Below are 18434 nucleotides of genomic sequence, written 5' to 3'. Positions count from 1 at the left end.
CCTTACTTCGCAGCCGCGAGCTCAGCGGCCTTGTCGGCCGCGCCGTCCATGGTGTCCACGCGCTGCACGAGCGGGTGGTTGGCGTCGGACAGGATCTTGCGACCCAGCTCCGCGTTGTTGCCGTCGAGGCGCACGACCAGCGGCTTGTTGACTTCCTCGCCCTTGGACTTGAGCAGTGCCAGGGCCTGGACGATGCCGTTGGCGACCTCGTCGCACGCGGTGATGCCACCGAAGACGTTGACGAAGACGGACTTCACGTCCGGGTCGCCGAGAATGATCTCGAGGCCGTTCGCCATGACCTCGGCCGAGGCGCCGCCACCGATGTCGAGGAAGTTGGCGGGCTTCACACCGCCGTGCGCCTCACCGGCGTACGCGACGACGTCGAGGGTCGACATGACCAGACCCGCGCCGTTGCCGATGATGCCGACCTCGCCGTCGAGCTTGACGTAGTTGAGGTTCTTGGCCTTGGCGGCAGCCTCGAGCGGGTTGGCTGCGTCCTTGTCCTCGAGCGCCTCGTGATCGGGCTGGCGGAAGTCGGCGTTCTCGTCGAGGGACACCTTGCCGTCCAGCGCGATGATGCGGCCGTCGGCGACCTTCGCGAGCGGGTTGACCTCGACGAGGAGCGCGTCCTCGGCGACGAAGGTGTCCCACAGCGTCACCAGAACCTCGGCGACCTGCTCGGCAACCGCGGCCGGGAACTGCGCCTGGGCGACGATCTCGCGGGCCTTCTCGATCGTCACGCCGTCCACGGCGTTGACCGGAACCTTCGCGAGGGCTTCGGGGGTCTTCTCCGCGACCTCCTCGATGTCCATGCCGCCCTGGACGGACGCCATGGCGAGGAAGGTGCGGTTGGTACGGTCGAGGAGGTACGAAACGTAGTACTCCTCGGCAATCTCGGGGGCAGTCTCGGCGATCATCACCTTGTGGACCGTGTGGCCCTTGATGTCCATGCCGAGAATGTCCGTCGCACGGGCGACAGCCTCGTCCGGGGTGGCCGCCAGCTTCACGCCGCCGGCCTTGCCGCGGCCGCCGACCTTCACCTGCGCCTTGACGACCGACTTGCCACCCAGCTTCTCGGTGGCTTCGCGCGCCGCCTCAGGCGTGTCAATGACTTCACCGGCCAGCACCGGTACACCGTGCTTGGCGAAGAGGTCCCTCGCCTGGTACTCGAACAGGTCCACGCGCGTCCGTCCCTTTTCAGTGGTCTCGCGGTTCGTTTTCTGCGTGGGCGTGCCGCGAAGGGCAACGTGACTGCGCTGTCACTGAGGGAGGCGTACACGGTGTCCGAGTACGCGGCATGTCCGTCTCGCAGGTTATCCCCGTGGGCCCGAGGTCCCTAAATCGCAGATCACACCTGAGCGGTGATACCTGTCACAGAGCGCACGCGCGGCCGCGTCGGACGTGGACACGAGGCGGACACGGGGTCATCTTGCCGCTGGATACGGGCGGCGGGATCGCGGCTGCGAACAGGACCGGGCGGCCCCCACCCCAATGAGGACCGCCCGGGAACATCGGACCCGCCTGTCAGATGCCCTTCGTCACATGTGCCGCTTGTCTGTGACGCCTGCCTTGCGTCAGATGCCCTGCGTCAGGTGCGACACATAGCCCGGGGTGGTCGAGGAGGCCACGCCCTGGACGCCGGAGACGGCGTTCCCGGCGAGCGGCGTCGAGCCGGCCGTGCCGTACACGTGCTGCGCGAACGGCTGGACCTCGGAGGCGACACCACCGGCGAACGGCGTGGCATCGGCCACGACGCCCTGCGCCAGGGTGCCGGCGCTGCCGCCGACGCCATGCACGACCGGCTGGGCATGGTCGACGACGGTTTCGACGAGCGGCCGGACCGCACCGACGACCCCACCCGCGAAGGGCTGGACCTCGGAGACGACTCCACCGGCGAGGGGCTGGACCTCGCCCACGACGCCACCTGCGAACGGCGTCACGTCACCGACCACGCCCTGGGCGAAACCGTCGACGTCGCCGACCGCCTGACCCGCGACCGGGAGCACACCGCTCACAGCACGGTAGGCGATGGGCGGCAGGGTGTCCTGCGCGGCGGCGGCGGCGAGCGGAGTGGCGGCGGCGACGGCGCCCTCGGCCTCGTAGTGGACCTGGGACGGGGCCTGCTCAGCGAGCTGCGGCGCGAAGTCGGCGAGCGGACCGAAGAGGTAGTCGATCTCGCCCTGGACGTCGGCCGCGTCGGGGGTGGCCGGCACCTGGTACGCGGGGAGCCCGGCCTCGGCGTAGTGGCGGGCCTGGGCAGCGGTGCCGGTAGCCGTGCCCTTGGCCTGAGCGGTCCTGGCGGCCGCGGTGTTCTTGGCCTGAGCGGTCCTGGCGGCCGCGGTGTTCTTGGCCTGAGCGGCCGTGCCGGCAGCGGTGCCCTTGGCGTCGGCGGCGGCGTCCTTGGCGCCCTGGACGGCAGTGGCGTCCTTGACCACGTCGACAGCCTTGACGTCCTCGACTGCGTCGGCCGCCTCGTCGGGCGTGGAGTGCGGAACGGAGACGTGCACCTCGTCGGCGCTGGCCGCGGCGGTCCCGAGAGCCCACATGCCGGTGGCCGTGGCAGCGACGGCTATGGAACGGCGGATGTTCTTATGCATGCTTACGTCAGATCCTTCGAATTCGTTCGGCTGTCCGGAACTATCCGGTTGGCGGGCAGACCTGTCCCGCCCCCGCGCGGCAGGTCTTGAGCGGGGAAAGGACTGCCCTAGCCGGGGAATTCGAGGATGTCGCGCGGTCGTTCGCGGGGCGGCGTTCCGGCCGCGACCCAGCCGGCGCCCGGTACGAGGGCGAACGGCGTGCCGTAGACGCTGGTGGCCGCGTGCTGGTCTCCCGTACGCGGTGTGTGAATCTCGCCGGACTGCTGCAGGACGCCGTGGGTGGAGTCGCAGGGCTTGCCGGGGACTTGAGTCGGCGCGGGTGCCGTTGCGGGCCGCTCGTACCGGACTTCGGCCTGTCCGGGACCAAAGGCGCCGTCGTACCCGCCGACCGGACCGGCCGTGGTGCCTGCCCCGCCGAACCACCGGGAAGGGACGGAGTCCGCGAGGTCGTCGGCCGTGAAGCGGTCCGCGGAGTCGTCCACGGGCCTGTCGGCGGGGTACTGCGGCGTGAGGCCCTGGTCCGCGCCGTCGCCCGGAGGCGGCAGCGGCACGGGGAGGAGCCCGTTCAGTGTCTCGCTGAGAGCCCCGGTCAGCGGCCGGGCCACCGGCAGTACGACGCCCCGCACAGTGTCCGCGGCCGGCTTCACCACTCGGCGAACGGTCCGGACGGGCTGCGCGGCCCGGCCGGGTCGGCCCGGCCGCACGGATTGCGCGGACGTCGCGGCGTCGACCGTTTCGGTGGGGCCGGCATCGGCGGAGTCCGCCGCCACGCGCCGCAGTTCGCGCGCCGGGGCCGGCCGGGTCGGCGGCGCGACGCTCACCCTGGTCTCGGCCGACACCGTCGATTCCGGCATACCCGCCGACTCCGACGCGTGCGCCTGGCCGCCGTAGAGACAACCGAGGGTCATAAGTCCCCCGAGGAACAGCACCACTTGCAGCGCACGCCGCTCGCCCGCCGCCCGGCGCAGTGCGCACAGGACGGCAGCGGAACGAGCGGCTGCGACGGTCACAGTGAGAGGAACCTTCCCGGTCGGCGGAAGTGGACCTTCCGCGGGGGATCGGGACGATGCTCGCACGAGCCTCCCGGGGGGACGCAAGCCCCCTGTTACTGATGAGTCACCATGTCCGATATGGGCAATGGTCTCTTCTCGATCGCGGCGGCCATCACATCCGGGAAAAGATCGGGCGTACAGGCGAACGCCGGTGCGCCCAGGGCCGCCAGCGCCGCCGCGTGCTCGTGGTCGTACGCCGGCGTCCCCTCGTCCGAGAGCGCCAGCAGTGCGACGAATTGCACACCGGACGCCTTCATCGCCGCGACCCGCTTCAGCATCTCGTCCCGTATACCGCCCTCGTAGAGGTCGCTGATGAGCACGACGACGGTGTCGGCGGGGCGGGTGATCTGCGACTGGCAGTACGCGAGCGCTCTGTTGATGTCGGTGCCGCCGCCGAGTTGAGTGCCGAAGAGGACGTCCACGGGGTCGTCGAGCTGGTCGGTGAGGTCGACGACGGCGGTGTCGAAGACGACGAGACGCGTGGCGATGGAGCGCATGGACGCGAGGACCGCGCCGAAGACGGAGGCGTAGACGACGGACGCCGCCATGGAGCCCGACTGGTCGATGCAGAGCACCACGTCCTTCTTGACCGACTGGGACGCGCGTCCGTATCCGATGAGCCGCTCGGGGACGACGGTGTTGAACTCCGGAAGGTAGTTCTTGAGATTGGCCCGGATGGTCCGGTCCCAGTCGATGTCCCGGTGGCGCGGGCGGCTGATCCTCGCGGACCGGTCGAGTGCACCGGTGAGGGTGGACCTGGTGCGCGTCGCGAGCCGCTTCTCGAGATCGTCGACGACCTTGCGTACGACGGTCCTGGCCGTCTCCTTGGTCGTCTCGGGCATAGCCTTGTTGAGGGAGAGCAGGGTGCCGACGAGATGGACGTCCGCCTCCACGGCCTCCAGCATCTCCGGCTCCAGCAGCAGCGTGGACAGCCCGAGACGGTCGATCGCGTCACGCTGCATGACCTGGACGACGGAGCTCGGGAAGTAGGTGCGGATGTCGCCGAGCCAGCGCGCGACGGACGGTGCGGACGCCCCGAGCCCGGCCGAGCGGTTGCCGGCGGTGCCCTTGTCCTTGCCCGTGCCGTAGAGGGCGTTCAGGGCGCCGTCCATCGCCGCGTCGGTGCCGCCGAGCGCGCAGCCGGTTCCGTCGGCGGCGTCACCGCCCAGCACGAGCCGCCACCGCCGCAGCCGCTCGCCGCCGGTTCCACTCGCACTCGCGGCCGCGCTCTCGCCGGCGGTCTCGTTCGCTGTCGCCGCGCTCATCGGGCCACCCCCGCGAGGTCGTTGTCGTCGATTCCGAGGAGCAGGCGCAGCACCGGCAGCACCGCGTCCGCCCGCTGCCCGTCGAGACCGGCGCCGAAACCGGGCATCGTGGACTCGGCGTGTGCGGGACCGGAAGCCGCCGCGGGTCCGCGCCGGACCAGCTCTCCCAGGGTGCGGCGCACGCCCGGTTCGTAGGCCGAGAAGGTGCGGCGCAGCAGCGGCAGTACGTCGGTGAACGCGTCCGCGGGCACGCCGCTCAGCCAGGTGTCCACGAGGGCGAGCAGTCGCTCGTCGTGGACCAGGAGCATTCCGCCGCCGGAAGCACCGCCGACGAAACCCTCGATCCAGGCGGCCGCGTCGGCGGGCGGTGTGCCGGCCGACAGCGCGAGGCCCATGAGCCGTGCGGCCTCGTCCTCCTCGAGCCGTCCGTCGTCCAGCAGCAGCCGTGCGGCCCTGCCGCGTATGACTCCGGGCACGGTGTCCCGGCCCGCGAGCCGATGCAGGACCGATCCCCAGCGCTCGATCAGCTCACGGCCCCTCGGCAGCAGCCCGATCGCGGTGTGCACGCCGTCCAGATGGCCCCGCATCCCGGCCGCGCCGTCCGCGTCGAGTCCGGTGCAAGCGGGCGGCAGGCCTACGCAGATCCGCTCGGCAATACCGGCCGCGACCTCACCGAGCGCGACCGTGTCGGTCGACCGCACGTCCCCGTACCGCAGCGAGCGGGCGAGGGCAGGCAGTGCCTGGGCGAGATGACCGACGTCCGCGTCGAGTGCGGCGCGGTCGGCCAGCGCCCGCATCACCACGGGCAGCGCGTCGGGCAGTTCGGCCAGCAGGCACTGTTCGGCGAGCGCGGTGACCTCGGCGAGAGCGGTCGCGGACACCGCCTTCGACTCGGCCTTGGCCGTGGCGGCGGAGAGCACGGTCGTGCCCCACACTCCGGCCTCCGCCACCTTGACGAAGAGCTCCGGCTCCCAGCGCAGCCGCCAGCTCTCCCGGAATGTGCCGGTGCTCCCCCGCCCCGTGACGGGCTCGCCCCAGCCGATGGAGAGCAGCCGAAGCCGGTGCAGCAGCCGACTCTTCGCCGCGTCGGTCTCCTTGCGCAGGTCCAGCTCCAGCTCCCGCTCCAGTGCCTCCGGTTTGATCCGCAGGCTTCGCTGAAGCCGGGTCAGGTCGCGCTGCAGCGGCACGGCGGGCGCGGCGTCCGGCACCTCGCCGAGCACATCCCCGACGACGAGCCGGTCCCGGATGAGGTCGAGCGGCACATCGGAGCCCTCGCACATCACGGCCCGTATCGCGTCGGTCGTCTCGGTCAGCCCGGCGAGGGGCCGGCCGCGCATGGCGGCGAGGGTCTCGGCGAGCCGTACGGCCTCGATGACATGGGCGGAGGAGACCAGCCTGTCCTCGTCACGCAGCAGCCCGGCGACCTTGGTCATCCAGCGCTCGACGGGCCGGTCGGCCACGCCGAAGAGATGCCCGTACCAACCGGGCGAGTCGATGCCGGCGCCGTATCCGCTGTGCCGGGCGAGCCTGCGGTAGGTCCAGGGCACCCAGGTCATCTCGGTCTTGACCTTGGGCAGCCCCTTGAGAAGTGCCTTGTCGGCGGCGAGGGTTGTCTTCTCCTCGAGCGCGGGCACATGCCAGGCGCCGCAGACGACGGCGACCTCGTCTCCGAACTCCTTTCGCGCGGCACGGATTTGGATCCGCATATGTGCCTCGCGGGCGAGATCCCGGTCGTGTCCGCCGTGCCCGTATGTCTCGCGCAGCGCGGCCATGGCGTCCCCGAGTGCGGCGAAGGGCGCGCGGGCGTCAGCCACGCCGGATGCCGTACCGCGATGCTCGATGACGTCTTCCCACCACCGCTCGGGATCGTCGTATCCGGCCGTCTCGGCAAGCACGGCGATGGGATCGATCCGCAGCCCACTGGTGTCGGGAGCACCGCGCTCGCCCTTGGGCCCGACCATGTGCGGCCCCGCGCCGTCGCCGCCCCGCGCACCGGGCGTCCCCCCGTCGGGCGCCAGGTTTCCAGCGGGCGCGGCCGCTCCCGGTGTTGCCACCGGACCCCCGGCACCGCTGCCCTCGGGCGCCTGGCCCGGAAGCGGTGCGACCCCGCTCGGTCCGACCGACGCCGGGCCTCCGGGGTCGACGCTGCCCGCCCCCGCTCGGGGCGCACCCGCCCCGGCACCGCAGCCCTCGGGCGGCTCGGCCCCGGCAGGTGGACCTGGCTCGCCGTCGGCGGCTTCCGGGCTCGACGACTCCTCCTCCGCCGCCTGCGCCAGCGAATGCGCCGCGGGGAGGTCGATGAACCGGACCGGGACCCCGCGTCCGAGCGCCCAGCGGAGCGCCACCCACTCCGGGGAGAACTCGGCCAGCGGCCAGAACGCCGCCCGCCCCGGGTCGTCCACAGCGTGCGCGAGAAGCGCGACCGGCGGGCGCATCTGCTCGTCCGCGGCGAGCGCCAGCAGCGCGTCGCCCTCGGGCGGTCCCTCGATCAGCACGACCGCGGGCGACGCCGCCTCCAGCGCGGCCCGCACCGCCCGGGCCGAGCCCGGCCCGTGGTGGCGGACGCCCAGCAGCAGGGGGCCGGTCATACGCTCACCTCGCGGCAGGCGCGGTAGAAGTCCTTCCACCCGTCGCGCTCTCGGACCACCGTCTCCAGGTACTCCTGCCAGATGACCCGGTCCGCCGCCGGGTCGCGTACGACCGCGCCGAGAATGCCGGCCGCCACATCACCAGGACGCAGCACGCCGTCACCGAAGTGCGCGGCGAGCGCGAGACCGCCCGTGACCACAGAGATCGCCTCGGCCGTGGAGAGCGTCCCCGAGGGCGACTTGAGCTTGGTGCGGCCGTCCGCCGAGACCCCGTCCCGCAGCTCCCGGAAGACGGTGACCACACGGCGGATCTCCTCCAGTCCCTCCGGCGCGGCCGGCAGATCGAGCGAGCGCCCCAGCTGGTCGACGCGGCGCGACACGATGTCGACCTCGGCCTCCGCAGTGGCGGGCAGCGGCAGCACGACGGTGTTGAACCGGCGGCGCAGCGCGCTGGAGAGGTCGTTGACCCCGCGGTCGCGGTCATTGGCGGTGGCGATGAGATTGAACCCGCGGACCGCCTGCACCTCCTGCCCCAACTCAGGGATGGGCAGCGTCTTCTCGGAAAGGATCGTGATCAGCGTGTCCTGCACGTCCGCGGGGATACGGGTGAGCTCCTCGACCCGAGCGGTCATGCCCTCTGACATCGCACGCATGACGGGGCTCGGCACCAGCGCATCCCGGCTGGGGCCGTGGGCGAGCAGCTGCGCGTAGTTCCAGCCGTAGCGAATCGCCTCTTCCGGCGTGCCCGCCGTGCCCTGCACGAGCAGGGTGGAGTCGCCGCTGACGGCCGCGGCGAGATGCTCGGAGACCCAGGTCTTGGCGGTGCCCGGCACGCCGAGGAGCAGCAGTGCCCGGTCGGTTGCCAGAGTGGTGACGGCCACCTCGACGATCCGGCGCGGCCCCACGTACTTGGGTGTGATCACCGTGCCGTCGGGCAGCGTGCCGCCGAGCAGATAGGTGGCGACGGCCCACGGCGACAGCCGCCATCTGGCGGGCCGCGGCCGGTCGTCGGCCGCGGCGAGCGTCTTGAGCTCGTCGGCGAAAGCATCCTCGGCATGCGGCCGCAGGGCCTCGGCGCCGGTGGCTGCGCCGGTTTCGGACACGGTCATGGATCCCCCTCCAGATCGGTTCCAGATCGTTCGACCCGATGTGAGTCCCACCGTGCACCATGCCACTGACAATCGACCGTTTCCGCAGGTCGGAGCCGATTGTCAGTGGTGGCCCGTAGCGTCGTTCCCATGAATCAGCAGGGGGTGCGCTGGACGTCGGAACAGGTGCTGGCTCTGGCTCCTGACGACGCGTCACGCAGAGCGGGAAACAAACTCGGCGCGGCCGGGCCGTGGTCCGGTACGGGCAGCAGCGGATCGGGGGGTGTCTGGGGCCTGTGCAAGGGCAGCGGCAGCAAGCCCTACCAGACGGTTGTCGACACCACGGGCCCCGCCTACAAGTGCAGTTGCCCGAGCCGGAAGTTCCCGTGCAAGCACGCGCTGGGGCTGCTGCTGCTCTGGGCGGCGGACGAAGAGGCGGTACCGGACTCCACGACCCCGGACTGGGCCGAGGAGTGGCTGGAAGGGCGCCGAAAGCGGGCCACGGACAAGGAACAGGAACAGGGCGACGCGGGCACGGGACAGTCCCCGAAGTCCGCGGACCCGGAGGCGGCCAGGCGCCGGGCCGAACGCCGGGCGGGGCGGATCACCGCGGGAGCGACGGAGCTGGAGCGGCGGCTGGCGGATCTGCTGCGCGGCGGCCTGGCCGCGGCCGAGCAGTCGGGGTACGGGCTGTGGGAGGAGACCGCGGCCCGCATGGTCGACGCGCAGGCACCGGGCCTGGCCGCGCGGGTACGGGAGTTGGGCGCGATCCCGGGCTCCGGGCCGGGCTGGCCGGTGCGGCTGCTGGAGGAGTGCGCGCTGATCCATCTGCTGGACGCGGCCTGGCTGGGCATCGAGCGGCTGCCGGAGCCGCTCGCAGCGACGGTCCGCACCCGGGTCGGCCTCACCTCGCCGGCCGAAGGCCCGCCGGTCCGGGACCGCTGGCTGATCCTGGCCCAGTACGACTCCTCGGACGGCAAAATCACCACCCGCCGCATCTGGCTGTACGGGCGGGAATCGGGGCGCACGGCGCTGCTGCTCTCCTTCGGCGCGGCAGGCCGGTCCCCGCAGCAGGCGCTTCCGGTGGGGCTGACGATCGACGCGGAGCTCACTCCGTACGCGGGCGCGGGGCAGCTGCGGGCGGACCTGGGCGAGCAGTTCGGCGCCCCCGTCGCGATCGCCTCACCTCCGCCGGGAGGGCCTACCGCGGCGGCCCTCGATGCGTACGGGCGGGCGCTGCGGGACGATCCCTGGCTGGATTCCTGGCCGGTGACTCTGAGCGGAGTCATACCCGTCCCCACGAGCCCAGGGTGGCAACTGGCGGACGCCGATGGCGGGACCGCGCTGCCCGTCGCGCCCGCCGCGCTCGCCCGCCCCGGGCTGCTGAAGCTCGTGGCGCTCTCCGGCGGCGGACCTGTCACCGTCTTCGGCGAGTGCGGCCACCAGGGCTTCTCGCCGCTCGCCGCCTGGTCCGAGGACGGGTCCGAGACGGTCCCGCTCATCTGAACGTACGGAGGACCCATGACTGGCACCACCAGCACCTCACTCTGGGAAGAGCTCGTCACCTCGGCTCTCCTCGGCACCGACCGCCGTACGCCACCGGCCGAAGTCCTGACACCGGGCAAGCACGCGCCGGCCGGGCTGCTGGACGCCGCGGCCCTGCAGACCGGACGGCGCAGGGCGGGACTGCTGCCCGCACCCGCCGCCGCCCTCCCTGAGCCCGCGCCGCACGACGCGCGGCCGCGGCTGCCCGCGCGCGCCCGGCGCCGGCTCGCCCAGCTGCTGGCAGACCGGTCCGCCCCGTCCGCCGGGGGGCGGCGCGGTACGGCGCCGGATCTGACCGAGCTGCTCCCCCAGTGGCTGGCCGCGGCCAACGATCACAAGTACCAGGCGCCGGCGTCCGTGCTGCCCGCGCTGCTGGACGCGGCCCGTGCGCGTACGGATCTGCGGCCGCAGGCTCTCACCTTCGCCGGGCCGCGCGGGCTGTGGCTCGCCCGGCTCAACCCGGAGTGGAAGTTCGCGCTGCGCGGGGCGTCCGGCGGCCCCACGCTTTTGGACCCGGATGACGCGGAGGCCGTCCGACGTCTCTGGGAGGAAGGGCTGTTCGCCGAACGGGTCGCGCTGCTGGCCGCCGTACGGGCGCACGACGCGGATAAGGCACTGGCGCTGCTGGCGGCGACCTGGTCCACGGAGCGCGCCGAGGACCGTCTGATGTTCCTGGACTCATTGCGTACGGGACTGTCCGACGCGGACGAGGCGTTCCTGGAAAAGGCCCTCTCCGACCGCAGCCGCAATGTCCGCGCCACGGCGGCCGAGCTGCTCTCGGCACTGCCGCACTCCGCACTCGCCGGGCGGATGGCGGCGCGGGCGGCTTCGTGCATAAGCCTGGACCGCAGCGGTGACGGAACCGGCGCGGCAATCGCGGTGGAGGCGCCGCACGAGTGCGATGCCGATATGCAGCGCGACGGCGTGGTGCCGAATCCGCCGTCGGGACGGGGCGAACGATCCTGGTGGCTGGGCCAGTTGGTGGAGGCGGCGCCCCTGGCGACCTGGCCGGCGCGGCTCGGCGGGCGCACGGCCGACGAGCTCGTCGCGATGCCCGTCGCCGACGACTGGGGGGACGAGCTGCACGCGGCGTGGTGCAGGGCGGCGGTGCGGCAGCGGGACGCGGAGTGGTCCCGGGCCCTCCTCGGCCCACCTGGCACCCCACCGGAGACCGGGCCCGGCACGACGTCGCTCGCCGAGCGGGCGAAGCTGCTCGCGGCGCTGCCGGCGGATGAACGGGCGGGCTGGGTCGCGGAATTCATCGCGGCGCACGGGCTCTCGGAGGCGTTCCAGCTGCTGGGGGTCTGCCAGGTCCCGTGGTCGGAGCCGCTGGGCCGTTCGGTGGTCGACGCGCTCGACATCGCGCGGGACGCGGGCAGCTACCCGTGGAGCTTCAGCGGAGTGATGGGCCTGGCCGAGCGCTGCCTGGCGCCGGAGGAGGCCGGCCGCCTGGAGATCCTCACGGCCACGCCCGACGAGCCGGAGGGAGCGTCACCGGGCGCGGGCGGTTACTGGTCGGAGGCGTTCCAGCGCCTGGTCTCGACGCTCCGGCTGCGCGCGACGATGGGGGCGGAGCTGCGGGGTCCGGCGGAGTAGGGGCGGGTCAGGGATGCGGGGCCGGCGGGGCGGGCCATGGGCACCTGGGCCGCTGGGCATGCTCGGAGATGCGGGTCATGGGTAGGGGCCAGGGGTAGCTGCGCCAGACCGCGAGGCTGACGCCCCGTACCCCGCCGTGCGGCAGCTTCACGCCGCTCCGGTGCGGCGGCTCCGGACCTCTGACCAAGCGGGCCGGGGCGCCGGAGCCCGCACCCGACAGGCCGGGGGCGCCGGAGCCCGCACCCCACAAGACCCGGCCCGGGCAACACCCGTCGCCCGCACCTGCAAGGAGCCGGATGACCCGGGCTGCCCTGGCAACAGGGTTCCGCACCCGGCAACAGTCACCCGCGTCGGCTCACGCTTCCGCAGGCTGGCGGACGTTCGCGTTGACCCAGGCGACGATCGACGCCGTCGTCGCTCCCGGCGTGAAGATCTCCGCGACGCCCTTCTCCTTCAGCGGAGCAATGTCCGCCTCCGGGATGATGCCGCCGCCGAACACCTTGATGTCCTCCGCCTCGCGCTCCTTCAACAGCTCGATCACCTTCGCGAACAGCGTGTTGTGCGCCCCGGACAGGATGGACAGGCCGATCGCGTCGGCGTCCTCCTGGATCGCCGTGTCGACGATCTGCTCAGGGGTCTGGTGGAGCCCGGTGTAGATGACCTCCATACCGGCGTCGCGCAGGGCCCGCGCGATCACCTTGGCCCCGCGATCGTGGCCGTCGAGACCCGGCTTGGCCACCACCACGCGGATTGGACCGGTCACACCCATCACTGCCTCCACATACCGACTGCGCCGCCACGGGCACGGGTCCCGTACCGACCAAGGTCCGGGCAAGTGAACGAACGTTATCTCCAGCATCCCGCAACCCGCCGTTTCACGGTGGGTAGCGAGGGGGAAATCACACATGGGACATGTTCGCTATGCGTCGTACCCGCATCACGCGGCACACAAGCCGCGCCGGGGACGGTCGCACGGGGAGCCGCTACAGGGTCGTCGCAGCACCGCGCCGTCAGCCGCACGGCGCGGTGCTGCGACCCCTTCGACACCGGCCCGGCACGGGCACAGAGCCGTACAAGAGCCTGAGCGGCGCCCCATGAGGGCACAACGGGGGACGGAGCCGTCTCCAGCGTGCCATTCGGGAGGTCGGCCATGAAGGTCTTGCCCTTTCCGCTGTGTCTGCGCCCCGTGCGACACCTACGGATCTCGGCCGCGCTGCTGCGGGCCACCGCCCTCGAGCTGGCGATCCTCGCCGGGCATCTGCTCCTCTACCCTTCCGGCCTCACCCCGGAGCGCCGCACCCCCGACCGCCCAGCCTCGGACCACCCCGGACCGAGTAACGCCGAGCTGCCGCCCCACACCGCGACCCTGCCGACCGGCCCGGGCCTGTCGCACCCGCCCGCCGTCCTGCTCCACGGTTTCGTCGACAACCGCTCCGTCTTCGTCCTGCTCCGCCGCTCCCTCGCCCGGCACGGCTGGCGCCATCTCGAGTGCCTCAACTACTCCCCTCTGACGTGCGACATCCGCGCCGCCGCCGATCTGCTCGGCCGGCACATAGAGGAGATCTGCGCACGTACGGGGCACCGCGAGGTCGATATCGTCGGGCACAGCCTCGGCGGCCTGATCGCCCGCTACTACGTGCAGTGCCTCGGCGGTGACCAGCGGGTACGCACCCTGGTCACGCTCGGCACTCCGCACTCGGGCACCACTGTCGCCCCGCTCGCGAGCGCGCATCCGATAGTTCGCCAGATGCGTCCGGGATCCACCGTGCTCGAGGAGCTGCGCGCGCCCGCGCCAGGATGCCGTACCCGGTTCGTCAGCTTCTGGAGCGACCTCGACCAGGTGATGGTCCCGGTCGAGACGGCCTGCATCGACCACCCGGACCTCATCGCGCAGAACGTGCGCGTCAGCGGAATCGGACATCTCGCCCTTCCTGTCCACTCCGCCGTCGCGACCGGAATCCGCCAGGCGCTCGAATCGAGCGAGTCGGCGGCAGGCACTTCGGGAGCCGCCTCCGTCGCCTGATGCGGCGCCCGGCCGGACAACCAATGTCGAACACTTTTCGAACGTAGGGCCAAAGCTGTGCCCGCAGTCCCCCGAAAGACGGCCGAATGCCCGTTTCCTGATTGCTTAAAACCTGCCGAAGATTGTCGCCGTCGCATACCGCCGGGTACAGTCGCGCCACTGCTTTCCCTCTGGGGCTCCCCCGCTCTTCCGGGCCCCGGAACCAGGTCCTGCTGCCGAGGCGAGAGAGAAGTTGGTGAACGACCAGCACGCCCACGCCGGGTACGTCGGATACGACGAGCACTCCACTGGCAGCTTCGACGCCGATCCCCTCTTCGGCGCCCTTCCGGGCAGTTACGAGGCGGGCCACAGCGGTCAGCACGACAGCAGCCAATGGAACACCGGGTCTCATCAGACCGCCGGCTACGACGGCTACGCCACGCAGCAGGCACAACAGCCTCAGCAGACGCAGCAATTCCCGCAGTACGACATGACGGGTCAGTACGACACCACGGGCCAGTACGACACCACAGGCCAATGGGGTACGGCCGGGCAGCACGACACCACCGGTCAGTACGGCACCACCGGTCAGTACGACACGGCGGGTGAGTACGACGCCACCGGCCAGTGGGACGCCGGCGCCTGGAACCAGACCGCGCAGACCGGTCAGTACGAGACCGCCGCGGCCACCTTCGCTTACGACGCGACCGGCCAGTGGGCGGCGCCCGCCTTCGACACCGGCTCGTACGACGCCACCGCCTGGAACACGGGCGCGGAGGCCCACGTACCGCAACAGTTCACGCCGGAGCAGGAGTTCAGTCCGGCGCCCGAGTTCACGGTCGACGCCGGATACGAGACCGGCTACGACAGCCCGGCCGAGTACCAGGCCGAGTATCAGCCGGACTTCCAGGCCGAGGCCCACCTCCAGCCGGAGCCTCGGCACGGCACCGCCGACGAGGCCGACGCCGAGTTCGAGTTCGAGACGGAGTTCGACACCGAGGCAGCCGAGCCCGCATCCGAACTCGACCCCGAGGCCGAGTTCGAGCAGGAAGCCCTCACCCCCGTCGCACCCGTCACGCCCCGCCCGGTCCGCCGTTCCGGCGGAAGCCGAGGCCGCCGCCGTACCCCCGCCAAGCGCTCGGCGCTCCTCACCGTCGCCGTGCCCTCCGCCTGCGTCATGGGCGTCGCCGGTATCGCTGCCGCCTCCGTCGGCGGCCTCGCCGGCAGCGACAGCGACACCAAGGACACGACCAGTCTGGCGGCCGCCGATCCGGCCTCAGTGAAGCCCGTCGCCGCCAACAACAAGATGGACACGCAGCTCGCCGCTCTCAGCGCCGACGCCCGCGACTTCGGCGACCGTGCGTCGCGCACCCAGGAACGCCTCGATCTCAAGGCGCGCCAGGAAGCGGAGAAGAAGAAGCGCGAGGACGAGGCCAAGCGCCGCGAGGCCATGCGCCCCAAGTTCGTACTGCCGGTGGAACGTCAGGGCCTGAGCGCGTACTACGGCCAGGCCGGCGTCAACTGGATGTCCGTGCACACCGGCATCGACTTCCCTGTGTCGTACGGCACCGAGGTGATGGCCGCGACCGACGGCACCGTCCGTACGCAGTGGAACAGCGCCTACGGCAACATGGCCATCGTCACCGCACCCGACGGCACCGAGACCTGGTACTGCCACCTCAGCAGCACCAAGATCCGCTCCGGTTCGGTCAAGGCCGGTGACGTCATCGCATACTCGGGCAACTCCGGCAACTCCACCGGACCGCACCTCCACTTCGAGGTCCGGCCGGGCGGCGGCTCGGCGATCGACCCGCTGCCGTGGCTTCGCAGCCACGGCCTCGACCCGACGTAACAACAGCGCGTCGCAACGACGGAGCGACGTCACAACAGCGCGTCGCAACGACGGAGCGACGTCACAACAGCGCGTCGCAACGACGGAGCGACGTCACAACAGCGCGTCGCAACGACGGAGCCGCGTAACAACAGCGCGTCGCAAAGGCGACTCCGCCAAAGGCGACGACCGACGTAACGGCGAAGCCGGCTACAGCTTCTCGACCGGCGCGTACCGCAGAAGCAGCCGCTTCGGCTTGGTGTCCCCGAAGTCGATCGTCGCCTGTGCGTCCGCGCCCGACCCCCTCACCTCCACCACGGTCCCCAGACCGAACTGGTCGTGTGTGACCCTGTCGCCGACCACCAGCGCGATCACCGGCTTGTCGCTCGTACGCCGCGTGGCGAATCCCGAAGCACCGCCGCCCGACCGCGAGCGCGACGACGACAGCGACGAGGCGATGCCGGACGTCGGACCGGCGGCCGCGGCCATCGGGCCCGTCCGCTTCCACTCCAGGTGGCGGCCCGGGATCTCCTCCAGGAACCGCGACGGCGGGTTGTACGAGGGCTGACCCCACGCACTGCGCATCGACGACCGCGTCAGATAGAGGCGCTCGCGGGCGCGCGTGATTCCGACGTACGCAAGCCGCCGCTCCTCCTCCAGCTCCTTCGCCTGGCCGAGGGCGCGCATGTGCGGGAAGACGCCGTCCTCCATGCCGGTCAGGAACACCACGGGGAATTCGAGGCCCTTGGCGGTGTGCAGCGTCATCAGCGTGATGACACCGGACCCCTCCTCGTCCTCGTCCGGGATCTGGTCGGAGTCGGCGACGAGAGCCACCTTCTCCAAGAACTCGGCGAGCGTGCCCGCGCCGTCCTCCTCGCCGCGCTCCTGCTCGAACTCGAGCGCCACGGCGGCCAGTTCCTGAAGGTTCTCGATACGGGTCTCGTCCTGCGGGTCGGTGGACGCCTGCAGTTCGGCGAGATATCCGGTCCGCTCGAGGACCGCCTCCAGCACCACCGCCGGACCCGCGCCCGAGTCGACGACCGTACGCAGCTCCTCCATGAGCACGTTGAAGCGCTTGACGGCGTTGGCGGAGCGGGCCGCCATGCCGTACGCCTCGTCCACGCGGCGCAGTGCCTGCGGGAAAGTGATCTTCTCGCGCAGCGCGAGCGCGTCGATCATCGCCTCCGCGCGGTCGCCGATACCCCGCTTGGGGACATTGATGATCCGGCGCAGCGGAACATTGTCCTCGGGGTTGGCGAGGACCCGCAGATACGCGAGGACGTCCCGGACCTCCTTGCGCTCGTAGAAGCGCACTCCGCCGACGACCTTGTACGGCAGCCCGACCCGGATGAAGATCTCCTCGAAGACACGGGACTGGGCGTTCGTACGGTAGAAGACGGCGACGTCGCCGGCCTTCGCGTCGCCCGCGTCCGTCAGCCTGTCGATCTCGTCGGCAACGAACTGCGCCTCGTCGTGCTCGGTGTCCGCGACATAGCCGGTGATCTGCGCGCCGGCGCCGGCGTTCGTCCACAGGTTCTTGGGCCGGCGGCTTTCGTTCCGCTCGATGACGGCGTTGGCGGCGGAGAGGATCGTCTGCGTCGAGCGGTAGTTCTGTTCGAGCATGATCGTCGTCGCGTCCGGGTAGTCCTCCTCGAACTGGAGGATGTTGCGGATGGTCGCGCCGCGGAAGGCGTAGATCGACTGGTCGGCGTCGCCGACGACGCAGAGCTCGGCCGGCGGCAGGTCCTCGTGACCCGTCCCCACCAGCTCGCGTACGAGCGTGTACTGAGCGTGGTTGGTGTCCTGGTACTCGTCCACCAGGACGTGCCGGAAGCGCCGCTGGTAGTGCTCGGCGACGTCAGGGAAGGCCTGGAGGAGGTGGACGGTGGTCATGATGATGTCGTCGAAGTCCAGGGCATTGGCCTCGCGCAGCCTCGCCTGGTACATGCGGTAGGCCTCGGCGAGCGTCTTCTCAAAACCTCCCCCAGAGCCTCCGTCCTGGGAGGTACCCCCATCAGCCTGGTCGGCGAAGGTCTCCTCGTCGATCAGCTCGTTCTTCAGGTTCGAGATCTTCGCGCTGAAGGACTTCGGCGGGAACTTCTTCGGGTCGAGGTCCAGATCGCGGCAGACCAGTGCCATCAGGCGCTTGGAGTCGGCGGCGTCGTAGATCGAGAACGACGAGGTGAAGCCGAGCCTCTTGGACTCCCGGCGCAGGATGCGGACGCACGCGCTGTGGAAGGTCATGACCCACATGGCGTTGGCGCGCGGCCCGACGAGCTGCTCGACGCGTTCCTTCATCTCGCCGGCGGCCTTGTTGGTGAAGGTGATCGCCAGTATCTGGCCGGGGTGCACGCTGCGGGTCCCCAGCAGATGTGCGATCCGGTGGGTCAGCACCCGGGTCTTGCCGGACCCCGCCCCTGCCACGATGAGCAGCGGTGACCCGGTGTGCACGACGGCGGCACGCTGCTGTTCGTTCAGCCCCTCGAGCAGGGCGGCGGGGTCCACGACAGTGCGCGGGGCGCCGTCGCGGTAGTACGGGTCCCGGGCCGGAGGCACGTCGAACGCACCCTGGAAGAGATCGTCCGGGATCTCCTCCGGGGCCGAGTCCTCGGGCGGTGGCGGGTGCTGCTCCGCGCTGGGCCGGAGGTCCGCCAGGAAGCTGTCGTCAAAGAGGCTGCTCATCGCTCTACGAGTCTAGGCCGCCGCAGTGACAGCCCGCGGCCGCATCGGGATACGACTCCGGTCGCGATCCGGGCAGCGACTTCCGCGGCAACACCGGCGACGCAGCGCGACCGGGCCACTCCGCTGCGATGCCGTACGGCGCCGACCCCTGAGCGACTCCCCACTCAGTCGCCAAGGTCACGAAAATG

General features: G+C 71.3%; 12 protein-coding genes. 4 read left to right on the top strand and 8 right to left on the bottom strand.

Annotation, left to right across the window (positions count from 1 at the left end):
• Positions 1–2: 2 nt before the first annotated feature.
• From sucC to ACWDZ6_RS12895, 6 genes are all read right to left on the bottom strand, one after another.
• Positions 3–1181 (bottom strand): ADP-forming succinate--CoA ligase subunit beta, encoded by a 1179-nt coding sequence (sucC, locus tag ACWDZ6_RS12920; protein ID WP_389174313.1) that lies wholly within the window; start codon positions 1179–1181, stop codon positions 3–5.
• A 393-nt stretch (positions 1182–1574) separates the two neighbouring features.
• Positions 1575–2597 carry a hypothetical protein gene (locus ACWDZ6_RS12915; protein ID WP_451502862.1) on the bottom strand — a complete coding sequence of 341 codons (1023 nt, stop codon included), beginning with the start codon at positions 2595–2597 and terminating at the stop codon, positions 1575–1577.
• Between the two features lie 107 nt (positions 2598–2704).
• Positions 2705–3607 carry a hypothetical protein gene (locus ACWDZ6_RS12910; protein ID WP_451502861.1) on the bottom strand — a complete coding sequence of 301 codons (903 nt, stop codon included), beginning with the start codon at positions 3605–3607 and terminating at the stop codon, positions 2705–2707.
• Between the two features lie 95 nt (positions 3608–3702).
• Positions 3703–4914 (bottom strand): VWA domain-containing protein, encoded by a 1212-nt coding sequence (locus ACWDZ6_RS12905; protein ID WP_451502860.1) that lies wholly within the window; start codon positions 4912–4914, stop codon positions 3703–3705.
• Entirely contained in the window at positions 4911–7502 is a 2592-nt protein-coding gene (locus tag ACWDZ6_RS12900) for a DUF5682 family protein (RefSeq protein WP_451502859.1), read from the bottom strand. Before ACWDZ6_RS12900 ends, ACWDZ6_RS12905 begins: the two co-directional genes overlap by 4 nt.
• The gene (locus ACWDZ6_RS12895; protein ID WP_451502858.1) at positions 7499–8611 is read right to left on the bottom strand and encodes an ATP-binding protein; all 1113 of its coding nucleotides are present in this window, start codon (positions 8609–8611) and stop codon (positions 7499–7501) included. Before ACWDZ6_RS12895 ends, ACWDZ6_RS12900 begins: the two co-directional genes overlap by 4 nt.
• A 129-nt stretch (positions 8612–8740) precedes the next feature.
• Here ACWDZ6_RS12895 and ACWDZ6_RS12890 point away from each other — a divergent pair, with 129 nt between their 5' ends.
• Entirely contained in the window at positions 8741–10096 is a 1356-nt protein-coding gene (locus ACWDZ6_RS12890) for an SWIM zinc finger family protein (RefSeq protein ID WP_451502857.1), read from the top strand.
• A gap of 15 nt (positions 10097–10111) precedes the next feature.
• Entirely contained in the window at positions 10112–11731 is a 1620-nt protein-coding gene (locus tag ACWDZ6_RS12885; protein ID WP_451502856.1) for a DUF5691 domain-containing protein, read from the top strand.
• Between the two features lie 355 nt (positions 11732–12086).
• Here ACWDZ6_RS12885 and ACWDZ6_RS12880 read toward each other — a convergent pair whose 3' ends face one another.
• Positions 12087–12500, bottom strand: coding sequence for a cobalamin B12-binding domain-containing protein (locus ACWDZ6_RS12880; protein WP_366730041.1), 414 nt, complete (start codon positions 12498–12500; stop codon positions 12087–12089).
• A gap of 381 nt (positions 12501–12881) precedes the next feature.
• On the opposite strand from ACWDZ6_RS12880, the gene ACWDZ6_RS12875 reads away from it, so the two are divergent.
• Together ACWDZ6_RS12875 and ACWDZ6_RS12870 are read left to right on the top strand one after the other, a co-directional pair.
• A complete protein-coding gene (locus tag ACWDZ6_RS12875) occupies positions 12882–13754 on the top strand; it encodes a lipase family alpha/beta hydrolase (RefSeq protein WP_389174289.1) in 873 nt (290 codons plus the stop codon).
• A 235-nt stretch (positions 13755–13989) separates the two neighbouring features.
• Positions 13990–15585, top strand: coding sequence for a peptidoglycan DD-metalloendopeptidase family protein (locus ACWDZ6_RS12870; RefSeq protein WP_451502855.1), 1596 nt, complete (start codon positions 13990–13992; stop codon positions 15583–15585).
• A gap of 189 nt (positions 15586–15774) precedes the next feature.
• On the opposite strand, the gene pcrA is transcribed toward ACWDZ6_RS12870, so the two are convergent.
• On the bottom strand, positions 15775–18246 hold the full coding sequence (gene pcrA, locus ACWDZ6_RS12865) for a DNA helicase PcrA (RefSeq protein ID WP_451502854.1): 2472 nt from the start codon (positions 18244–18246) through the stop codon (positions 15775–15777).
• Positions 18247–18434: the final 188 nt, after the last annotated feature.

The sequence above is a fragment of the Streptomyces sp. NPDC002926 genome (genome assembly GCF_053591755.1).
This window is presented reverse-complemented; position numbering and strand designations above follow the sequence as displayed.

What these genes read in the sequence shown, in the direction of transcription:
- ACWDZ6_RS12915 (WP_451502862.1), bottom strand. Translation starts at nt 2,597, where the DNA reads ATGCATAAGAACATCCGCCGTTCCATAGCCGTCGCTGCCACGGCCACC.
- ACWDZ6_RS12880 (WP_366730041.1), bottom strand. Translation starts at nt 12,500, where the DNA reads ATGGGTGTGACCGGTCCAATCCGCGTGGTGGTGGCCAAGCCGGGTCTC.
- ACWDZ6_RS12875 (WP_389174289.1), top strand. Translation starts at nt 12,882, where the DNA reads ATGAAGGTCTTGCCCTTTCCGCTGTGTCTGCGCCCCGTGCGACACCTA.
- ACWDZ6_RS12900 (WP_451502859.1), bottom strand. Translation starts at nt 7,502, where the DNA reads ATGACCGGCCCCCTGCTGCTGGGCGTCCGCCACCACGGGCCGGGCTCG.
- pcrA (WP_451502854.1), bottom strand. Translation starts at nt 18,246, where the DNA reads ATGAGCAGCCTCTTTGACGACAGCTTCCTGGCGGACCTCCGGCCCAGC.
- ACWDZ6_RS12895 (WP_451502858.1), bottom strand. Translation starts at nt 8,611, where the DNA reads ATGACCGTGTCCGAAACCGGCGCAGCCACCGGCGCCGAGGCCCTGCGG.
- ACWDZ6_RS12890 (WP_451502857.1), top strand. Translation starts at nt 8,741, where the DNA reads ATGAATCAGCAGGGGGTGCGCTGGACGTCGGAACAGGTGCTGGCTCTG.
- ACWDZ6_RS12885 (WP_451502856.1), top strand. Translation starts at nt 10,112, where the DNA reads ATGACTGGCACCACCAGCACCTCACTCTGGGAAGAGCTCGTCACCTCG.
- ACWDZ6_RS12905 (WP_451502860.1), bottom strand. Translation starts at nt 4,914, where the DNA reads ATGAGCGCGGCGACAGCGAACGAGACCGCCGGCGAGAGCGCGGCCGCG.